Genomic DNA, 19,888 nt, shown 5'->3' on the forward strand with positions numbered 1-19,888 from the left:
TGAGCTCAAACTCGTGAACTATTCAACTCAATGAACAAAAAAAACTGCAGTAAAGTAGCCATAACTTGCACTACTTACCGCAGCCTATATAACCCTCTATCGATAATTAGATCTATTTAACTATACTTGTGAATAAGTATTCTACTGAAAATAATCCGCTGTATACTCAGCAATAATTCGATCCCCACCATTTTTCCGCCATAGTTCTATCTTCTGTTCATACTCATTATCATCAATCGCACCTAGTATATAATTGTATGTTGCATCTGAAATGATCCTGTATAACTCACTCCCACGCTCATCATAGGTTATAGATTCCAGTCCTACCGTCGGGTCAAGGACAAGAAAATTATTATTATCTTCTACCAATTGTGCAGCATAGCTCCATAAATGATGCTGCTCGGCTACCTCCATAACATTGGAATTACTTAGATCAGCAATCATCAACGAATATAGTGCATTTACTTCCTGTGAACGGAGTGCCGTTAATTCCTCTGATAATATAACTTTATCATCCTCGACTGTATAATGCTTATCTTTAATTCCATAGTGTAGTAAGTTTGCTACATCTGCATCCATCGTACGATCAAAGAAAGCTAGTACCTTTAGTAGCTCATCCTCTGTAGGAATTGCTTTTTTAGAAAATAAATATAAGCCATTAAAATTTGGAATTGACCAAATACGGTTGCCTACTGGCCCTTCTATCCGATTGATAACAGTAAATTCAACCGCATCATTAAATTGCTTTGCTTCCTCATATAAGCGCTGTACATCAGTCATAGTGCCAATATACGCACCCGCTGTCCCACGAATTAATAGCTCACGCTGCATCTCCTTACTAGTAACTGGGAAATCAGCATTAATAAGCTTCTCCTCATATAATTTTTTCATGAAATTCATTGTATTCATATACGTATCTGTTTCAAACTCTGGCATAAAGGTTTGATCCATTAATTCCCAATTATTCGGAGTACCAAAATAGGAACCTAGTGTTTTAAAAGCACCATAAATTAAATCATTTCGATCGGTTAAACCAATCGTATCGTCCTTGCCATTATAATCTGGATCTTGATAAGTAAATGCATACAATATTTCGTATAATTCATCAATAGTTGTCGGCTCTTTCATACCTAAGCTATCTAACCAATCCTTTCGTAAAATGATACCTTGCCTCGAGGATTGGCGTTCCGTATATAAACCGTATATTTTCCCATCAACCGCTGTTTGTAATAATATCTCCTGATTCAATTGCTTCAAGTTAGGAAACTGCTCAAGATAAGGACCAATCTCCCAAAATGCACCTGTTCTAATCGAGCTTTTAATAGAAACATAATCTGTATACTTCTCGAACATTACTTTTTTATAGGAGTTTGTCGTTAATGCTGTATGCATTTTGTCAGAATAAATTCCATCTGGCACCCAGCTTAGCTCTAGTTTAGTATTTGTTAATTGTTCAAGTAATGCTATGCTTTCCTCACTTGGAGAATGTGGAAAATGTAGCGGCACCATAATCGAAATCTCAGTAATCCTTGTATCTTCCGTCTTTGGCGTTACAGCAGATGCGCTACAGCCAAATAACAGGGTGACGATTAATACCAACATACCAAGCCTATATACGATTAAGATGAAGTTCAATTGCTTATGTTGTTCCATTGTAACTCCCCTTATACTGTTGGATTTTACGATATTATGAGATGTTGATTATTGCTATGCTAGATGATTATTGTATAATATGTATGCGTTTACTAAAATAAAGATAATCATATTCTTCAAATTAATAGTAAGGTGTTGAGATAATATGCGTTCACTTAATTATTTAACTAAAATGATGATTTTCGGATGTTTACTCAGCACAATTCCCGTTATTTTCATTGGAATTTTCGCCTATATTACAGCATCTAACGAAATCCAAAAAAATGTTAACGAAGGAAAAAGACAACTTATTATGCAGATTAATTCAAATGTAGAACAGAAATTGACTACTGTCAACCATACTATGAATCAAATGCTTGCCTCTACCGTTCTGAAACAAGCAATGTCTCAAAATTTAACGGCTGCTGACTTTATGCTTTATGATGATCTTCGCAACGAAATACGGCATATGCAATCATTTGATATAAAACTCGAGGATGTTATCTTACTCAATGAACGGCACAATTGGCTTATTAAAAATTCAGGTTTATATGAACTGGATCAATATGAGTATGATGATCAGCTAATAGAGCTAATGAATCTGCCCGAATATACACCATGGGTGCTGACTCCATCTTATCTGTTCTATAGTGAAGAGGTCGCTAGAAATACTGCGGTATGTCCTTATAACATCACGCTCGTCAAGCAACTTCCAGCCAATAGCGTAGATATGTATGGTCTTGCCCTAGCAACGATCCCAACCTGCGACCTACAAGAAATGGTCGTACAAAATATCGACTCGAGCTCTGATGTTATCGTATTGGATGATCAGTCCAACATTGTCATTCATACGGACCAATCACTCATTGGACAGCCCATCAATACGGCAGGTATTAATCTGAACGAATTAACCGATATGAGCGGACAATACAATACTCAAATTAATCAGATCCACTCCACTGTCACCTACTACAAATCCATCACAACAGGCTGGACGTATATGTCGATTTCGTCCATTGAAGCTTTAACCGCTGAATCCAATAAAATTGGAATGTATACTCTTTACATTTGTTTAGGCATCATTTTCTTATGCTTTCTATTAGTTTGGCTGGGAACGAAGCAATTTTATAGTCCGATCCGCCGTCTTTTACTGCAAATTGGTGGTATCGAGCATGGTGATGGAGGCTCGAAGCAAAATGCTAATGAATTTCAATTAATTAGTGAGCGTGTCCATTCTTTATTTCAGTCCAAATCAGAACTAGAGTTTCAGGTTCAACAGCATCTCCATCAGGTTCGAACACTGTTTTTTATGAAAGCTTACCAAGGGCAAATTAAAGCTGCTGAAATACGATCACAGCTTCAACAATTTGGATATTCCTATCAATTAGACAATTGGAATACGATGGAAGTTATTACGATTCAAATTGATTTCCATCCTTCAAGTAGTCATACCATTCAAGATATCGATTTACTTTTATTTGCCCTCCACAATGTTTTAGAGGAATTGATACCAACTGAGCAGCGGCTAGCTCCAATTGTTTTAGATCAAAGTGTAGTCGTTATTATTGGTACTCCCGAGAAGGAGGATACAATTTTACATTCCATACAATATAGCTTGACGGAATCACTCCAGCAGCAGGTGCAGCAAATTTTGAATTTACAAATTAGTATCGGAATTAGTACAGCATTTCACGAGTTTAGCTCCATAGGTAATGCTTATCGTGAAGGATTGGATGCATTGAAGCATCGCATGATTCTTGGCGAAGGTATTATTATTCAGTACAATCAAACGAATGAACAACGAAATGTACTGCAAATTAATTATCCACAGCAGCTTGAAAATGAATTATTGGATGCGATTAAAGTGGCCGAAGCAGATCATGCCAAAGAGCTTTTGTCGCAGTTTCTTTACAGCATCTTTCAGAGTGATCGGTCACCGCAAGAATTTCAATTTCCACTCACTAGATTGCTTAATAATCTAGTCATCACAATGCAGGAATCAGGGATTACATTAAAGCAGCTTGATCATCATGGTTCATTACTAGAGCAGCTACTTAAAATACAGCACAAGCAGGAAATCCAGCGATGGTTTTGGAAGGTCGTCATTTATCCGCTTGTTACCATTTATCGCGATAGACAAGATACGCAATATCATAATTTATCAGCGAAAATTATTGATCTAGTGCAGCAACACTATGATACCGACCTTACGCTAGAGGAGTGTGCATCTCGCTTACATTATAATGCGAACTATTTAAGTGGTGTTTTTCGCAAGGAAACGAATGTTTCCTTTACTGATTACTTAACGATGTATCGATTTAAAATGGCTAAAAAGTGGCTATCTGAATCTACTATTGCAATTAAGGATATCGCCGCAAAGCTGCAGTATAATAACTCTCAAAACTTTATTCGCTCGTTTCGCAAGCTAGAGGGTATGACCCCTGGACAATATCGTGATAAATTCAAAACTAATCAGACATAAGTTGATAACGTAGATACTTCATCGCAAATTCAAAAGGCAAATACCAATAGATCACTACTAGTGACTATAAAGTATTTGCCTCTTTATCGTAAGACTTGAGAGATAAATAGAAATCACCTCTTTTCTTAATGTATTCTTAATGAATTCTATAAAATATATATTTTCCAATTTATTATTGATATGATTTAACTGTGATCAAGATGGATTTAATACCCTATGAAGATGGAGGAATGATTCACTATTAATAAAATTTTAATTGTAGATGATGAACCCGAAATTCGTCAGTTAATTCGTATGCATTTAGAAAAAGCAGAACTACAAGTCATTGAAGCTAGTTCAGGACGTCAAGCTATTCAATGTTTACAGGAGCATCCCATAGAATTATTGATACTGGACCTCATGATGGATGATGGCACTGGATTTGAGGTATTACACTATTTACAAGAAGCAACTGCAACGCCAGTAGTTATTGCCCTTAGTGCAAGACGGGAAGTGCAAGACAAAATCTTGACGCTCGGATTAGGTGCAGATGATTATGTCACCAAGCCCTTTAGCCCAATGGAATTAGTTGCTCGTGTACAAGCACAGTTAAGAAGACATAATCCCCCTTCTTCTCATCCTGTTAAAGTTCTGCGGTTAAATAAATTTGTGCTAGATATCGAAAATTATGTATTGCAGAACGATGGGAAATCATTTTCTGTAACCCCGGTAGAATGCAGACTTTTAGAATTGTTCATGCAAAATCCAGACCGTGTTTTAAGTAAAAGGGAAATATACAAGCAAGTATGGAATCATGAAAACTTTGATAATAACAATTTGAGTGTTTATATAAGTAAACTAAGAAGCATTCTCGAGCCCACAGAGGACTCTCCTCATTACCTTCATAATATACGTGGAATCGGTTATCGATTTTCAGGAGATGGACAATGAAAATTCAAACAAAGCTTTGGCTGCTTATGCTCATTAGTGCAATTAGTAGTATTCTTCTTTTCATTCCACTTAGTCAAATTATGGGTACAATTGGAGATGAGGGTTATAACTTGAATGGCTTGAACACGATCTCGCAAGAACTTCTTGATACGGTTGAAAAGCAACAAGCTTTTCATGTCGCAGACATAACGCCATTACTGGATGATGCTCATAATAACCATCCTAATATTCGTTTTGAATGGATTTCTGCAACTGGAGCGACGATCTATGACACTCTTGGGGAACAGAACAGCTATGATTTTGGACAACTTGCAGATCGTATGCTTTATATGCCCGAAAATTTATGGGGAGTCGATGAGCCAATAACGCTTACGTTTTCCGTTAAAAATGGGGATCAGCCCTATTATCTACTAATGGGTTTATCCAGTGATGCTATGAAAAAAGGGCAAATTTATTTCTTCATGCGCACCTTTAAAGTTATGTTTACTTTTTTGTTACCATTAATTGTCGCTTTCTTAATTCCTTATCTGCTATCGCTATGGTTTTTCTTTTCCATGAACAAACGCATTAATAAGCTCAATCATGCCATGGGGCAGCTTAACCTCCAAAGTGAAATCACCGTACTAGAGGATACGAGTAAAGATGAAATCGGCCAGCTAACTGTGCATTATAACGCCATGGCTCATCGTATCCAATATCAAACAGAACTGATCAGGCAATTGGATCACAGACGTAAGCTGCTGCTATCTAATCTTTCCCATGATCTACGTACCCCACTAACGATGATTTTAGGATACGCAGAAACGATTCGCGCTGGATTGTATAAGGATGAGAAGGAACTGCAAGCTAGTGCTAAAATTCTGCTGCAGCGTTCTCGTTATATGGATAAGCTCTTAGATCAATTATTAGATATTACTCGGCAGGATGAGGAAAACGTAACACTTCATGTTGCAACGCATAATGTATCAGAATTGTTACAAAACATCGCTGCAGATTATCTGATGTTTTTAGAGGGTCAAAACTTCACTGTTGAAGTGAATATCCCTGATGAGGATATCCACGCTTCGATTGATGCCTCCCTAATCGAACGTGTGCTGCGAAACCTGCTCGACAACGCCATTCGTTACGGATCAGAAGGACATTATCTTGGAATCGAACTTTGGGAAACAGATGATGTCCTCTTCATAACGGTTATTGATAAAGGAAGTGGCATTACTATACAAGATCAAGAACACGTTTTTGAACGTTTCTACCGTGCCGATAGTAGCAGACGAGGCGAGGGACTTGGCATTGGACTGTCCATTGTCAAAGAAATTATTGCCTTCCATGGTGGATCAATTACTTTAATAAGCGTCCCTTTGGAAAAAACAGTGTTCGAGATCCAACTGCCAAAAAGTCAGCGTGAATAACGCTGACTTTTTGTATCTTTACAGTGTCACTACTATTGGTATGGTTCTCTGCGATTGATCTTCACTACTTTATCAGTTATCTTAACAATATTCATATTTCCATAACTATACTTTCTTCCTCAATACAACAAACACTTCGTAGCGTTTGCTGATCGTAAATTCAAAACGGCTGGAGTTGCTGAATCATAATACCTTACACGTTTCATCCCATTGTCACTAACTACTGCAATATTAACGATATCGTTAACATCATCCATGGAAAAAGGAGACTCTATAAAAGTCTCCTTTCACCAAATCCTCTTATTTGCTTTACTTTTACTTACTCTGCTTGGCAACCACTTTCAATATAATCGTTACTGCCTCTGCTCTAGTTGCCTTATCATTAGGAGCGAATTCATTATTGCCTTTACCAGATAGTAGACCAAGATTTTTCAACGCTGCTATCTGAGCCTTTGCCCAGCTAGGAATAACTTCGTCATCCGTAAAGTCGGTTACCGTATTCGCTTCTACCTTCAATGCTAGCGCTTTGGCGATCATCATAGCCATCTCTGTACGTGTAATTTCTGCATTGGGACGGAAACTGTCATCCGAGTATCCTTGAACGATACCTGCTTGAACAGCTTGCTCGATGGCGTCTATTGCCCATGTGCCAACCTTATCTGAGTCAATGAATGTCAGCTTCACAGCTTCATCTTGTCGCTTCAACGACTTCATCAACATCACTACAAATTCCGCACGAGTTACGACAGTATTCGGCTTGAACGTACCATCCTTATATCCATTCACGATACCGATTTGTGCTGCTTTATTGATGTCCGACTCTGCCCAGTGTCCAGTAATATCATTAAATTTCGGATGGTCCGTTCCAGACTGTTCCTCCTTACTTACAGCCATTACCGCAAACTTCGCAAAGAAATTGACTTCAACTGTAATCTTATTGCCATCTACCTTGCCGCCTTCAATCTGTATCCATTCCTTCTTCACCTCATCATAATAGAAGACAGCTGGATACTGATCTTCCTTCAAGCTTGAAGGATCAAAAATAAAGGTCAGCGTTACCAGCTTATTAAAGTTCTCGGAGAAGTTTTTAGAAATCTCGTAGATCAGACTGATTGGTGAGTCTTCATCGGATAGAAGATTGTCCGTGTCTGTCAATTCCTCTATCGTGATGTTTATTTCCTTGTCTGATGCACCTGCCGGAATGACAATGGTCACTCTATTCGGTATGCTCACTTCACCTGAGCTTCCTAATGGAAGTGTTAATGTTCCATCAGTTGAAGTTACTTTACCGCCACCTGTGCTAGGACTACTTGTGCCCCCATCGGTGCTACCACCACTACTTGATGCCGCCCTAGTTACCATGATCGTATACGTCTTTGTCGTTGTTCCATCCTGCGCCGTTGTCACAACTGTGATCGTGTTGCTTCCTTCGATCAAACTAATCGAGCCCGATGCAGTACCACTCGTCACCGCTACATCATTCACCTTCACGCTCGCAGTGTTTTCTTCTACCGTCGGTGTTACAGTGATACTATTCACACCATTAGCCACGCTCGCCGTGTAACCAATCTCGCCTTCCGCAAACGTCGGACTTAACACTCCACTTGATAATACCAAGCCGCTCAAATCTGCGTTGTTACTTAGCACTGCCGTTGCCCTTGTTACCATGATCGTGTATGTCTTCGTCGTTATTCCATCCTGTGCCGTCGTTATCACTGTGATCGTGTTGCTTCCTTCGATCAAACTAATCGCGCCCGATGCAGTACCACTCGTAACCGCTACGCCATTCACCTTCACGCTCGCAGTGTTTTCTTCTAACGTTGGTGTTACCGTAATTTTGGTTACACCGTTAGCCACGCTCGCCGTGTAACCGATCTTGCCTGCCGCAAATGTCGGACTTAAGACTCCACTTGATAATACCAAGCCGCTCAAATCTGCGTTGTTACTTAGCACTGCCGTTGCCCTTGTTACCATGATCGTGTTTGTCTTCGTCGTTATTCCATCCTGTGCCGTCGTTATCACTGTGATCGTGTTGCTTCCTTCGATCAAACTAATCGCGCCCGATGCAGTACCACTCGTAACCGCTACGCCATTCACCTTCACGCTCGCAGTGTTTTCTTCTAACGTCGGTGTTACAGTGATACTATTCACACCATTAGCCACGCTCGCCGTGTAACCAATCTCGCCTTCCGCAAACGTCGGACTTAACACTCCACTTGATAGCTCCAAGTTACTCAAATCCGCATTGTTACTTAGCACTGCCGTTGCCCTTGTTACCGTGATCGTGTATGTCTTCGTCGTTGTTCCATCCTGCGCCGTTGTCACAACTGTGATCGTGTTGTTTCCTTCGATCAAACTAATCGCGCCCGATGCAGTACCACTCGTCACCGTTACACCATTCACCTTCACGCTCGCAGTGTTTTCTTCTACCGTCGGTGTCACGGTGATACTCTCCACACCATTAGCCACGCTCGCAGTGTAATCAATCTTGCTTGCCGCAAACGTCGGAATCAGGACTCCACTTGATAATACCAAGCCGCTCAAATCTGCGTTGTTACTTTTTGGTGCAGTAACTCTAAATACATCAGAACGTGAATAGCCTGCAGTATGTTTTGCATCATCAACTCGAACATACAAATACCACAGACCTGAATCCGTAGAAGTAGTTATAGTGTCTCCACTAAGAAGTTTAGTTCCCTCTCCTTTGGTCCAACCTGGCAACGAGGAATCTGTAGACCATTTATACTCGGCTGTGACTGATACATCAGCAGGAACTTTAATCTCCACAATTGTTGTGATCTCTTCCTTCCCTAATGATTCACCATTTGGAGAAAAACTAACTCCATTAGATAAAATATTCACAAAAGGAAATGACATCGAATCAGCATATGTCTTTGCTGTAGACGAATCAAATGCTACGAACGTTATTGGATCACGAGCCGCATTAGCAAATGCATTTGCTCCAATAGTAGTTAAATCACTCTCAATAATGACAGTTTTCAAGTCCCCATTAGTCTGATAAAATGCAGAAGTGCCAATACTTGTTACTTTAGCTGGAATGTTTAAACTAGTTAGTCTATTATATTGAAATGCCTTATCCCCTATACTCGTCACACTTGTTGGAAGACTTAAACTAGTTAGAGGAGCAGCAAGGAATGCTGATTTCCCAATGCTTATCACCCCTTCTGGGATCGTAACACTCTTCAACAAAATATTTTCACTAAACAAACCTTCAGCTATAACTGTCAATTTACCTGGGAGCTCTACGCTTTCTAGATGGTTGTATTGAAATGCATAACTACCTATACTCTCTACACTCTTTGAAATTTTTACACTCGCTAATACATTGCTAGCAAATGCATAGTCTCCTATACTAGTCACACTATTTGGAATCTCTATACTTGTTAAACCGCTATATTGAAATGCAGATGTTCCAATGCTTTCTAATTTACTTGAACCTGCAAAAGTTACTCTCTCTAGATCAAAGTTGTTCGCAAATGCTCTCTCCTCGATACTCGTTACACTAGCCGGAATCTCTACACTCTTTAATTTTGTTCCGTAAAATGCACGATCGCTTATGGTTATTACACTATCCGGAATTTTTACACTGGTTATATTTTTATTATAAAAAACGCTATCCCCAATAATAGTTACTGGTAAACCATTAATAGTTTCGGGAATGATTACATCTAGACTCCTTCCCTTATACCCGTAGATTAGAATTTCTTTCCCGTCAAGCATAGAATATTCAAAATCTCCCTCTGCTCGTGTTACCAAGATCGTATACGTATTCTTTGTTGTTCCGTCCTGTGCAGTAACTACTACATTAATACTGTTACGACCTTCATTTAGCTTAATCCATTCACTTGTACTTCCGCTCATTACTACACTGTCATTAACAGTTACTTTAGCTTTTGGATCCGCTACATTTGGCGTCACCTTGATACTATCCACACTATATTCTACTTCCGTACTATAACTCATCTTGTCCATTGCAAAAGTTGGATTCAAGCTCCCGCTCGATAGCACCAAACTACTCAAATTCGCATTATTACTTCCTGGTGCAAGTACTCTAAAAGCATTAGAACGTGAATAGCCTGGAGTATGTTTGTCATCATCAACTCGAACATGCAAATACCAATAACCTGTATCCGTAGGTATAGTTATAGTCTCTCCACTAAGAAGTGTAGTTCCCTCTCCTTTGCTCCAACCAGGCAACGAGGAGTCTATAGACCATTTATACTCGGCTGTGACTGATACATCAGCAGGAACTTTAATCTCCACCTTTGTTAAGATCTGTTCCTTCCCCACAGATTCACCATCTGGAGAATAACTAACCCCAGCAGACAAAATATTTACAAAAGGAAATCCCTTTAATTCAGCATATGTCTCGGCTGTAGACGAATGAAAGCCTACAATGATATTGCGAATATCACCGATGTTAGTCAATGCTGTTTCTTCAATAACTGTTGTGTCACCTTCCATAATAATAGTTTTTTCTGTGGTACTGCTAAATGCAACCTTCCCTATACTCTCCACACTAGCTGGAATCGTAACATTTTTGAGTCGGTTACTGTAAAATGCAGCCTCTCCTATCGTCTTCACACTTTCTGGAAGATGTATACTTGTTAGAGGAGCTGATGCAAATGCTTGTTTCCCTATGCTCGTCACACCATACGGAATTGCTACACTACTTAACGATACATTTAAATAAAATAGACCATCTTCTATTATTGTCAGATTCGCTGGAAGATTTACGCTAGTTATAGCGTTACTTCCAAATGCAAAAGCACCAATACTTACCACGCTATCTGGGATTGTTACACTAGTTAAGTCATTGTTGTTAAACGCATAGGTCCCTATACTTGTTGTACCCTCTGGAATCTCTATGCTCGTTAACCCACTACCACTAAATGCAAGGTCTTCGATATTATCCAATTTACTTAAACTTGCGAAAATTACCTGCTTTAATTGTCGAGTGTTTTGAAAAGCAGTAACCTTGATAATTGTTACACTAGCCGGAATCTCTACACTTGTTATGCTTTTTTCTGAAAATGCAGCTTCCCCAATAGATGTCACGGGTAAATCGTCTATAGTTCCCGGGATTTTAACATCAGTACTAGAACCTGTATAGCCTGTTATTTCAACTTTTCCATCCAACTTAGAATAGCTAAAGTCTCCATACGTATCTGCATAAACTTTTTGAATGCTGTCTCCTGACCATAACCCCAAAGTCATAATTGACAGTATAAGTAAAAAAATCATCAACTTCTTACTTTTTTTCACTGTAGATAAATTCCATATTTTCATAACGATTATGCACCATCCTAATTCAATTTTTATAAGATTAATTACAACTCTCACGGCATTACTATAAGTTTATCAAGTATTCATGCTACTTTTCTTAATGAAATCTTAATGGTTTTTAAAACACCATTTAAATAGATATCATTCTAAGAAATAAAAACAATACAAAAGAAAGGAGACTACTTAAAATGGTACCTGTAGTCTGGACACTCGAAAAAGAGTGTGCTTTCTACAGGTACCATTTAATTTGACCATATCATCTTCATTGCTTTATTTTTACTTACTCTGTTGAGCAACCACTTTCAATATAATCGTTACTGCCTCTGCTCTAGTTGCCTTATCATTAGGAGCGAATTCATTATTGCCTTTACCAGATAGTAGACCAAGATTTTTCAACGCCGCTACCTGAGTCTTTGCCCAGCTAGGAATGACTGCGTCATCCGTAAAGTCGGTTACCGTATTCGTTTCTACCTTTAATGCTAGCGCTTTGGCGATCATCATAGCCATCTCTGTACGTGTAATTTCTACATTGGGACGGAAACTGCCATCCGAGTATCCTTGAACGATACCTGCTTGAACAGCTTGCTCGATGGCGTCTATTGCCCATGTGCCAATCTTATCTGAGTCAATGAATGTCAGCTTCACAGCTTCATCTTGTCGCTTCAACAACTTCATCAGCATCACTACAAATTCCGCACGAGTTACGACTCTATTCGGCTTGAACGTACCATCCTTATATCCATTCACGATACCGATTTGTGCTGCTTTATTGATGTCCGACTCTGCCCAGTGTCCAGTAATATCATTATATTTCGGTTGCGTAGATTCCGATGGTTCAGTCCCCGTAATTACTGCCATGACTGCAAATTTCGTGAAGTGATCGACGTCGACTGTGATCTTATTGCCATCTATCTTACCTCCGTCAATCTGCACCCATTCTTTCTTCACCTCGTCATAATAGAACACAACCGGTTGCTCATTTTCATTCAAACTTGCCGAATCGAACACAAAGGTCAACGTTACTGATTTAGCGAAATTATCGGTAATATTTTTCAGCATTTCATAAATCGGACTGATTAGAACTCCTTGATCAGATAGAAGTTCTTTCGTATCCGTCAATTTCTCGATCGTAATTTGTAATTCTTGGTCTGAAGTTCCTGCTGGAATAACAACTGTCACCCCATTCGGTAGACTTACCTCGCCAGAGTTTCCTACTGGAAGTGTTATTGTTCCATCAGTTGAGGTTACTTTGCCTCCAACACCGCTACCAGTACCACTACCACTGTCGGGAATTACGCTTGCTCTTTTTACTGTGATCGTATAAACTTTCTTCGTTGTTCCATCCTGTGCCGTAACTTCTACCTTGATCATATTACTGCCTACGCCTAAACTAATCGCGCTCGATGCCGTTCCACTCGTCACCAACGTGTTATTCACCGTCACTGTCGCACCGCTATCAGCTACCGTTGGCGTTACTGTCATGCTATTAACATTGCTTGCTACGTTCGCCGTGTAACTAATTGTTTCTAAACCAAACGTTGGACTTAGACTCCCACTCGACAGTACCATACTACTTAAATCTGCATTATTACTCTTTAGTGCCGCCTCTCGCGTCACCGATATCGTGTATAATTGCTTGGTTATACCATCCTGCGCCGTAACTTCTACTTCGATGGTGTTGCTTCCCTCTATTAAATCAACTTCTGCCTGATTGAATAGAGGAACTGCGCCATTTACCTTCACAGTCGAATGATTATCCGACAAGTACAACTCTACCGTCATACTACTCACGTCGTTCGTTACACTAGCAGTGTAATCAATCGTGCCCCTAAAAAACGTCAGCATTAATTTTCCACTCGTCAACTGTATAAGATCTAATAACGCATTACTACTGATTGCCTCCGCTCGTATCACCGTTATCGTATAAATCTTACTTGTGCCGCCATCTTGAGGTCTAACTTCCACTGTCATAGTGTTGCTTCCCACCTCTAGTGCAAGGTCTCGTTCAAATTCCTCAGGTCTTTCTGGATTTGGTGTCATCAATGCTTTATTCATTAGTATTTTCGCCGCACTATTTGCTAATACCGCAGTAACCGTAGTTTCTTCCACATCGTGATGCACGTAAGCCGTATAACTCGTAATGTCCGGTGCAAACTCTGGACCTAAGTACCCTTTTGACAAATACATATAACTTAGATCTGCACTACTTTCCAGCCCTAATCGTGTTACATTCACCGTGTATGTCTTCTTCAGCAAACCATCTTGAGCCGTGACTACTATTTTGATGGTGTTGGTTCCTACGTTCAAACTAATCGAATTTGATGCCGAACCTCTCTCTACCACTACATTATTCACTTTCACGGTCGCTTCACTATCTGCTGCCGTTGGCGTTATTGTCATGCTACTTACCCCGTTATTTGTAGTCGCCGTGTAATCGACTGTGTATGGATCAAACTTTCCATTTAAGGTTCCTGCGGACAGATACATACTACTTAAATCTGCATTAGCTTCTGCATAAACCTCTTGAATCTTGGAGCCTGACCAAAGCCCAAACATGACTAAAGACAGTGACAGCAAACAAATCATTGTCTTCTTCATTACAGAGAAATATTGTCGCATCATTAATTAATACACTCTCCTATTTTTTGATTTTTCGGATATAAACTTAGTGTATAGGATAATATTGGTTCAAATCTTAATGAATTCTTAATGGTTTATGGGCTACGCTTGTTCTGCAAGCGCATCTATAAAAGGGTAATCCATGAACACCTATAAAGAAAACCAGGTGTAATTAGCTTATTTCTAAACTAATTACACCTGGTTATTGAACTTGATATATGCTGATTCTTCTACTAATCCTAGTAGCAGATTCAGAACTTGTATATTTCGTTTAGTATTATTAATCGAAAATGAAGTAATTACCTTTGCAAAATATTGCTTGCTTGTGTAGGCGGACAAGCTTTTACATCAGCTAAAGTTAGTGATTTCTCAATTCTTAATGAATATTGTGGTCAATTAAACTATTCTCCTCACCAGCGATACACAGCACTCCACATGTGTGGAGTGCTCATATTTGACAAGCCGTCTGTGATTTTTAGCAGGGAAATCTGCCGCTGAACCACTTGTTATGGAATTCCCGCCTAATATTGTCACAAGCTCTTTCACTAAACCTTAATAGCTTTCCAGCAAGCTTCAAGAGTCTGTTGTATCTGATATTCATCTAAAGAATATTTACCTGCCAAATAACCTTTTATGACAGAGTTGATCATTCCAGTGAAGAGTTGGCAACATAATATGATATCCATTTCCCGAATAACACCCTCTTTTTGTCCCTGTTCAATGATTGAGAAAATTTCGATGGCCGAGGGATCTAGCCTATTCCTCAATTCTTCGGAGATATAGGGTGACTCGCAATAATTCTCAATAAACGAAAGTTCCTTGGGGTAGCTAAGTGCATAATCCATCGTGCTTTTTAGCATACCTTTTATTCTTTCATAGACAGTCAGACTGGGATCATTCCCCATCATAACTGCTTCTCCCATATGAGTACGAGCATTCATAAAGAGCTCACTAACCAATTCCTCTTTGCTTTTATAATAATTATAAAAGGTGCTAGAACCTACATTTGCCCTCTTAAAAATTTTCGAAAAGGTAACGGATTGCAAGCCCTCTTCAATAATTAAATCAAGGGTTGCAACCAAAATGTCTTCACGTTTAGTCATTTTGCACCTCACTAAGGAATTATTATTCTAATTAATTATACAACTTGATTAATAGCGTGTCAATTAAGGGAATGAATATTCCGTAAAGATAACGGTTATACGTTTAAAATCGGCTATTTAACGTACAAAATCCATAAATTTAGAATATTTTTTCTGATTTCATTGACTTTTTTACATTTAATTCTTATAGTGGAGTAGAATAAATATTCCAACGGAGGGGATAAACAACACAGAAACTCAAATTTTATATCCAGGAGGTTTTAACAATGGTCGATTACAAAGGCAAGGTGGCACTGGTTACCGGTGCTTCAACAGGTATCGGCAAGGCATACGCTACGGAACTGGCTGCTAAAGGTAGCCATGTGATTGTGGTGGCGCGGTCGAAGGATAAATTAGATACCCTGGCAAAGGATTTATCATCTAAATATGGTATAAAGGCATATGCCTTACCAGCTGATTTATCCAACCCAGGTGCGGCGCAACTGTTGGCTGAACAAATCGCCGAGCTTGGCCTGAACGTGAATATTCTGATCAATAATGCAGGTTTCGGTACACATGGTCGTTTTGAGGAGATTTCAAGCGAGCGGGAACTGGAAATGATTAATCTAAATGTATGTTCACTCGTAGATATGACGCATCAATTTTTGCCTTACATGCAGCATCAGAAAGATGGAATTATTGTGAATATAGCTTCGCTTGGTTCCTTTCAGTCGATCCCTTATATGGCTACTTATGCCGCCACTAAAGCGTTTGTTCTTTCCTTCACCGAGGCGATCTTTGCAGAAAACCGCCACCTTGGGGTACGCATCCTTGCTTTATGCCCGGGAACAACCAAGACAGAGTTTTTCGATGTGATCGGCACAACGGATATGCCAGCAATTAATGGCACTCCCGAGTCAGTTGTGAAAGCTGGTTTCCGAGGGATAGAGAAAGGCCGTAGCTATACCATAGATGGCACCTCAAATTATTGGTTGGCTCAAAGCAGTCGTTTTCTGACACGTAAATTTACTGCCATCGTAACCGAGCGTATGACGCGTCCAGCTTCATCTAAGACTGCCGCTTCAATACCAGCTTCGGGTAAATCCAAATAAGAGGTTGGGCGTGTGGAAACTCAAAAGTGAGTTGTATCACTATTATATTCTAGGAGGTAGAATGATGAATTCGAAAGCCATACAAAAAAGAACCCTTGGACGTGAGGGATTAGAGGTTTCAGCATTAGGTCTTGGAACTATGATGATGCCAAATAACGAGGAATCGGTTCGCGTCATTCATGAAGCACTGGATATCGGCGTCACTATGTTTGACACAGCGGATATTTATGGTGAATTTGCGCAAGCGCGGTTTGGAGAAAATGAGAAGTTGGTAGGGCGGGCGCTTAAGTCTAGACGGGATAAAGCGGTGATTGCCACGAAATTTGGTGTAACGCATACCCAGGGGCCCAAAGGTGATCGGGCGTATATCAAAAAATCCGTGGATGCCAGTCTTTACCATCTCGGATTGGATTACATTGACCTCTATTATCAACACCGCTACGATCCGAATACCCCTATTGAAGAAACCATTGGAACGATGGCCGACTTAGTCAAAGAGGGGAAAATTCGTTTTATCGGTCTATCCGAAGCACCTGCTGATATCATCCGTCGTGCGCACGCCGTGCATCCCATTACGGCAGTGGAAACGGAGTATTCTTTGTGGAGCAGAGAAGTGGAAGATGAAGTACTTCCGGTTCTCAAAGAATTGGAAATTGGTTTTGTACCGTATAGCCCGCTGGGACGGGGATTCCTGACAGGACAAATTAAAAAGTTCGAGGATTTAGCAGAGGATGATTATAGACGAAATTATGAACGGTTCCAAGGCGATAACTTCATTAAAAATATGGAAGTCGCAACGCTGATTGAAGAGATGGCTACAAAAAAAATGTGTACATCTGCTCAACTTGCATTGGCGTGGCTGCTCGCCCAAGGAGACTTCATTGTGCCCATCCCTGGTACAACGCGAATAGACCGGGTGAAGGAGAATCTTGGCGCTCTGCAGGTTCAACTTACTCCAGCGGATTTCGAAGAAATTGAACGTATCTCTCCAAAAGGTTTCGCTGCCGGGGGGCGTTTCTAAATTCAAAGTAGCCATTCACGCGCTAACATTGCTTATGAAAAAAACTCCTATATAGGAGTTTTTTTGATTTTTACAAATACGTTCAAGATGAGTCGCCAATTACTGTAGAAGCAGGTTCGAAGTACTGATAATAGAATCATCTCTACCTTTTAATGTTTCCATTTGAATAAATTATCTTTCGATCCCATACTGTTTTCCCAACCGATGATTTCCAATCCATTTTCGCCGCTTAGCCCACAGCATCAATGAACTGACATATAGGCGTGCTTGAGCAATACTGCCACACCTCATTTTCGTACCATCAATATTACGCACTCCACATGCCCCGAATGCTTAGACAGCCTAAGCAACAACCTGCAAATTTACGGAACAGATACTCAATACGTCGCTTTTGGAGCAAACTGACCTTGATTCTTTAGAGCATAGTCAAAAAAACGAAGGATAAGTTCATTTTGAGTTTCAATCGCATAATATTTATCAATACTTGCTATTCTGCCTCCTTGCAGCAAGTTTGCCAATATAGGCGAGAATAAAGGTAGATCGGTTAAACTTAAATGTTTTGCGCCTTTAAAATAAACGGTGTATGCACCTTTAAAATTTTTATTAGAAATTCTATTCGCGATATACGAAGAAGCGTTGTCGAGCTGTATCCACACATCATCCGAATAAACATTAAGAAGCGGGATGGTGTAAGCTTCGGATTTTGTAGTTAATTCGTTTGTAACTTTATCATACAAAAGCTCGCTAAAGAACGGAGCATCTATATTTACTACGGCGTCAATGTCATCGCGTTCTCTGCTCAGTGCTACACTTGCCGCACCCCCCATAGAATGACCGAACACGCCTATTTTCTGTGTATCAATGCGTTCATATACAGAATCTTTTTTTTGCTCGGCTTGTTCCAAAATCGTATCGATGACAAAATCCATATCATCCGTTCGCAATTTCATCCATTTTTGAGTAAGCTCGAAAAACTCACCAAGCGAATAACCCCCTTCTTTATTTGCATCGTTGACTTCTTGCATGAACTCGGGATTAACCGTCACGACCTTTCCATCCTCGGAAACGGTATAAAAAGAATGATAGGGATGGTCAATTGAAACGACGACATAACCGTGGCTCGCAAGTTCAGTAAAGGTAGAAGTGTTGCTTGCTTTAATACCGAATGATCCATGGGAGAACACAAGCAAAGGATATGTTCCATCTGCCTGTTCAGGATACCAAAATTCCACGTTAACAAACCGATTGTCTTCCTGATCCGTAAATTCTTCAATACGATTCTTGTCCACATAGCTGTAAGTGGCGGTCGCCACTGCATACGGACCTGTCACTTGCGGTAGTCTATGCTGCGGAAAAAGTAAAACAGGAACAAGGGTAACGACTACGGTCAGTGTTAACAAGAGAAATTTCCATATCGTAGAGAAAACTTTGTAACGCGGAGTGTGTGTTTGTTTTCGCAGAAGTGCTACAATTTCCTTGACCGCTAATATAAAGAGCAAGCCTGCAAACAGCCCCCAAGTGTACTCCCATACGACAACTTTCCCCAAGATCAGCATCACGAATCCTATAAATATTGCGATTCTCGTCCAACTCTTTATGTTGCTGCGGCTTTGCTTAGTTGCAATGGAATAAACAGAAATTACCAACTCAAAGACCAACGTAACAATAAGTATTAAAATCTCCATAAGACTTCTCTGCTCCTCCTCCAACTTTTTATGAGTTCATCATAATAAATGGCTGAGCAGTTGTATACGCATAAACGATAAGCTGTAGCTGAGAGCCAATAAGTTGTAAAAAACAACGCAATCAAGTCTACTTACGCTGCGAATACGACTATATTTAGGAAAAGTTTGTGTATGTTTTCTAAACCTCGTTTTTAAAGGTTTTTAGTCTTTCATTGATCTTTTGAGCTTCCTTTTTGTCATTCTTATACGTCAGTAGGCGAACGATAGCGTATACTGCAGCGATTTCCAAAGCCAATAATAGTATACCGAAAGTGCTGTATACGAGATTCAAGATGACAGCCAGAAAAATTAATAGGGCTTCCAGAAACAAAAAATGTAAAATTACTCGAATACGCATTTTATTCTCGCTAATCGCATGCGGCGTATATAATATAATTCCAGTCAAAGCACCCAGAAAAGAGAAAGCCATAATTGTAAAAATCGTCTTTAATTCGAAACTTACATCAGGAGCATAGATTTGCCGCAAAATAGCGATGATTATAATTATGGAGGCAAATATAATTAAGAAATCTCTAATCATTTCTTTTATGAGCTCGGAATACTTCATAT

11 protein-coding genes are annotated in these 19,888 nt (G+C 39.7%); 5 read left to right on the top strand and 6 right to left on the bottom strand.

Annotated features, from left to right (window positions below):
- Window positions 1-141: 141 nt before the first annotated feature.
- On the bottom strand, window positions 142-1,653 hold the full coding sequence (locus tag AC1TO5_RS11100; RefSeq protein WP_482062865.1) for an extracellular solute-binding protein: 1,512 nt from the start codon (window positions 1,651-1,653) through the stop codon (window positions 142-144).
- Between the two features lie 145 nt (window positions 1,654-1,798).
- Here AC1TO5_RS11100 and AC1TO5_RS11105 point away from each other — a divergent pair, with 145 nt between their 5' ends.
- From AC1TO5_RS11105 to AC1TO5_RS11115, 3 genes are all read left to right on the top strand, one after another.
- Window positions 1,799-4,114 carry a helix-turn-helix domain-containing protein gene (locus AC1TO5_RS11105; protein ID WP_482062866.1) on the top strand — a complete coding sequence of 772 codons (2,316 nt, stop codon included), beginning with the start codon at window positions 1,799-1,801 and terminating at the stop codon, window positions 4,112-4,114.
- A 255-nt stretch (window positions 4,115-4,369) separates the two neighbouring features.
- The gene (locus tag AC1TO5_RS11110) at window positions 4,370-5,044 is read left to right on the top strand and encodes a response regulator transcription factor (protein ID WP_482063116.1); all 675 of its coding nucleotides are present in this window, start codon (window positions 4,370-4,372) and stop codon (window positions 5,042-5,044) included.
- Window positions 5,041-6,453, top strand: a complete 1,413-nt coding sequence (locus AC1TO5_RS11115; protein WP_482062867.1) for a HAMP domain-containing sensor histidine kinase — start codon at window positions 5,041-5,043, stop codon at window positions 6,451-6,453. Before AC1TO5_RS11110 ends, AC1TO5_RS11115 begins: the two co-directional genes overlap by 4 nt.
- 315 nt (window positions 6,454-6,768) lie before the next feature.
- On the opposite strand, the gene AC1TO5_RS11120 is transcribed toward AC1TO5_RS11115, so the two are convergent.
- From AC1TO5_RS11120 to AC1TO5_RS11130, 3 genes are all read right to left on the bottom strand, one after another.
- Complete coding sequence (locus AC1TO5_RS11120) at window positions 6,769-11,763, bottom strand: leucine-rich repeat protein (RefSeq protein WP_482062868.1); 4,995 nt, start codon at window positions 11,761-11,763, stop codon at window positions 6,769-6,771.
- Window positions 11,764-12,036: 273 nt separating this feature from the next.
- The gene (locus tag AC1TO5_RS11125) at window positions 12,037-14,382 is read right to left on the bottom strand and encodes a cadherin-like beta sandwich domain-containing protein (RefSeq protein WP_482062869.1); all 2,346 of its coding nucleotides are present in this window, start codon (window positions 14,380-14,382) and stop codon (window positions 12,037-12,039) included.
- Between the two features lie 542 nt (window positions 14,383-14,924).
- A complete protein-coding gene (locus tag AC1TO5_RS11130) occupies window positions 14,925-15,482 on the bottom strand; it encodes a TetR/AcrR family transcriptional regulator (RefSeq protein WP_482057905.1) in 558 nt (185 codons plus the stop codon).
- Window positions 15,483-15,748: 266 nt separating this feature from the next.
- Here AC1TO5_RS11130 and AC1TO5_RS11135 point away from each other — a divergent pair, with 266 nt between their 5' ends.
- Both AC1TO5_RS11135 and AC1TO5_RS11140 read left to right on the top strand, forming a co-directional pair.
- Window positions 15,749-16,573: an SDR family NAD(P)-dependent oxidoreductase gene (locus AC1TO5_RS11135; RefSeq protein WP_482062870.1), complete on the top strand. Its 825-nt coding sequence runs from the start codon at window positions 15,749-15,751 to the stop codon at window positions 16,571-16,573.
- Window positions 16,574-16,652: 79 nt separating this feature from the next.
- Window positions 16,653-17,594, top strand: coding sequence for an aldo/keto reductase (locus tag AC1TO5_RS11140; protein ID WP_482057925.1), 942 nt, complete (start codon window positions 16,653-16,655; stop codon window positions 17,592-17,594).
- Window positions 17,595-17,971: 377 nt separating this feature from the next.
- Here the strand turns inward: AC1TO5_RS11140 and AC1TO5_RS11145 are convergent, their stop codons facing one another.
- Together AC1TO5_RS11145 and AC1TO5_RS11150 are read right to left on the bottom strand one after the other, a co-directional pair.
- A complete protein-coding gene (locus tag AC1TO5_RS11145; protein WP_482062871.1) occupies window positions 17,972-19,279 on the bottom strand; it encodes an alpha/beta hydrolase family protein in 1,308 nt (435 codons plus the stop codon).
- Window positions 19,280-19,457: 178 nt separating this feature from the next.
- Window positions 19,458-19,886: a DUF3021 family protein gene (locus AC1TO5_RS11150; RefSeq protein WP_482062872.1), complete on the bottom strand. Its 429-nt coding sequence runs from the start codon at window positions 19,884-19,886 to the stop codon at window positions 19,458-19,460.
- Between the last annotated feature and the right edge of the window lie 2 nt (window positions 19,887-19,888).

Source organism: Paenibacillus sp. Y930, assembly GCF_056786375.1.

Bases quoted from the DNA above. Each gene is read 5' to 3' on its own strand.
- AC1TO5_RS11150 (WP_482062872.1), bottom strand. From the start codon at position 19,886: ATGAAGTATTCCGAGCTCATAAAAGAAATGATTAGAGATTTCTTAATT.
- AC1TO5_RS11130 (WP_482057905.1), bottom strand. From the start codon at position 15,482: ATGACTAAACGTGAAGACATTTTGGTTGCAACCCTTGATTTAATTATT.
- AC1TO5_RS11120 (WP_482062868.1), bottom strand. From the start codon at position 11,763: ATGAAAATATGGAATTTATCTACAGTGAAAAAAAGTAAGAAGTTGATG.
- AC1TO5_RS11135 (WP_482062870.1), top strand. From the start codon at position 15,749: ATGGTCGATTACAAAGGCAAGGTGGCACTGGTTACCGGTGCTTCAACA.
- AC1TO5_RS11100 (WP_482062865.1), bottom strand. From the start codon at position 1,653: ATGGAACAACATAAGCAATTGAACTTCATCTTAATCGTATATAGGCTT.
- AC1TO5_RS11115 (WP_482062867.1), top strand. From the start codon at position 5,041: ATGAAAATTCAAACAAAGCTTTGGCTGCTTATGCTCATTAGTGCAATT.
- AC1TO5_RS11145 (WP_482062871.1), bottom strand. From the start codon at position 19,279: ATGGAGATTTTAATACTTATTGTTACGTTGGTCTTTGAGTTGGTAATT.
- AC1TO5_RS11105 (WP_482062866.1), top strand. From the start codon at position 1,799: ATGCGTTCACTTAATTATTTAACTAAAATGATGATTTTCGGATGTTTA.
- AC1TO5_RS11125 (WP_482062869.1), bottom strand. From the start codon at position 14,382: ATGATGCGACAATATTTCTCTGTAATGAAGAAGACAATGATTTGTTTG.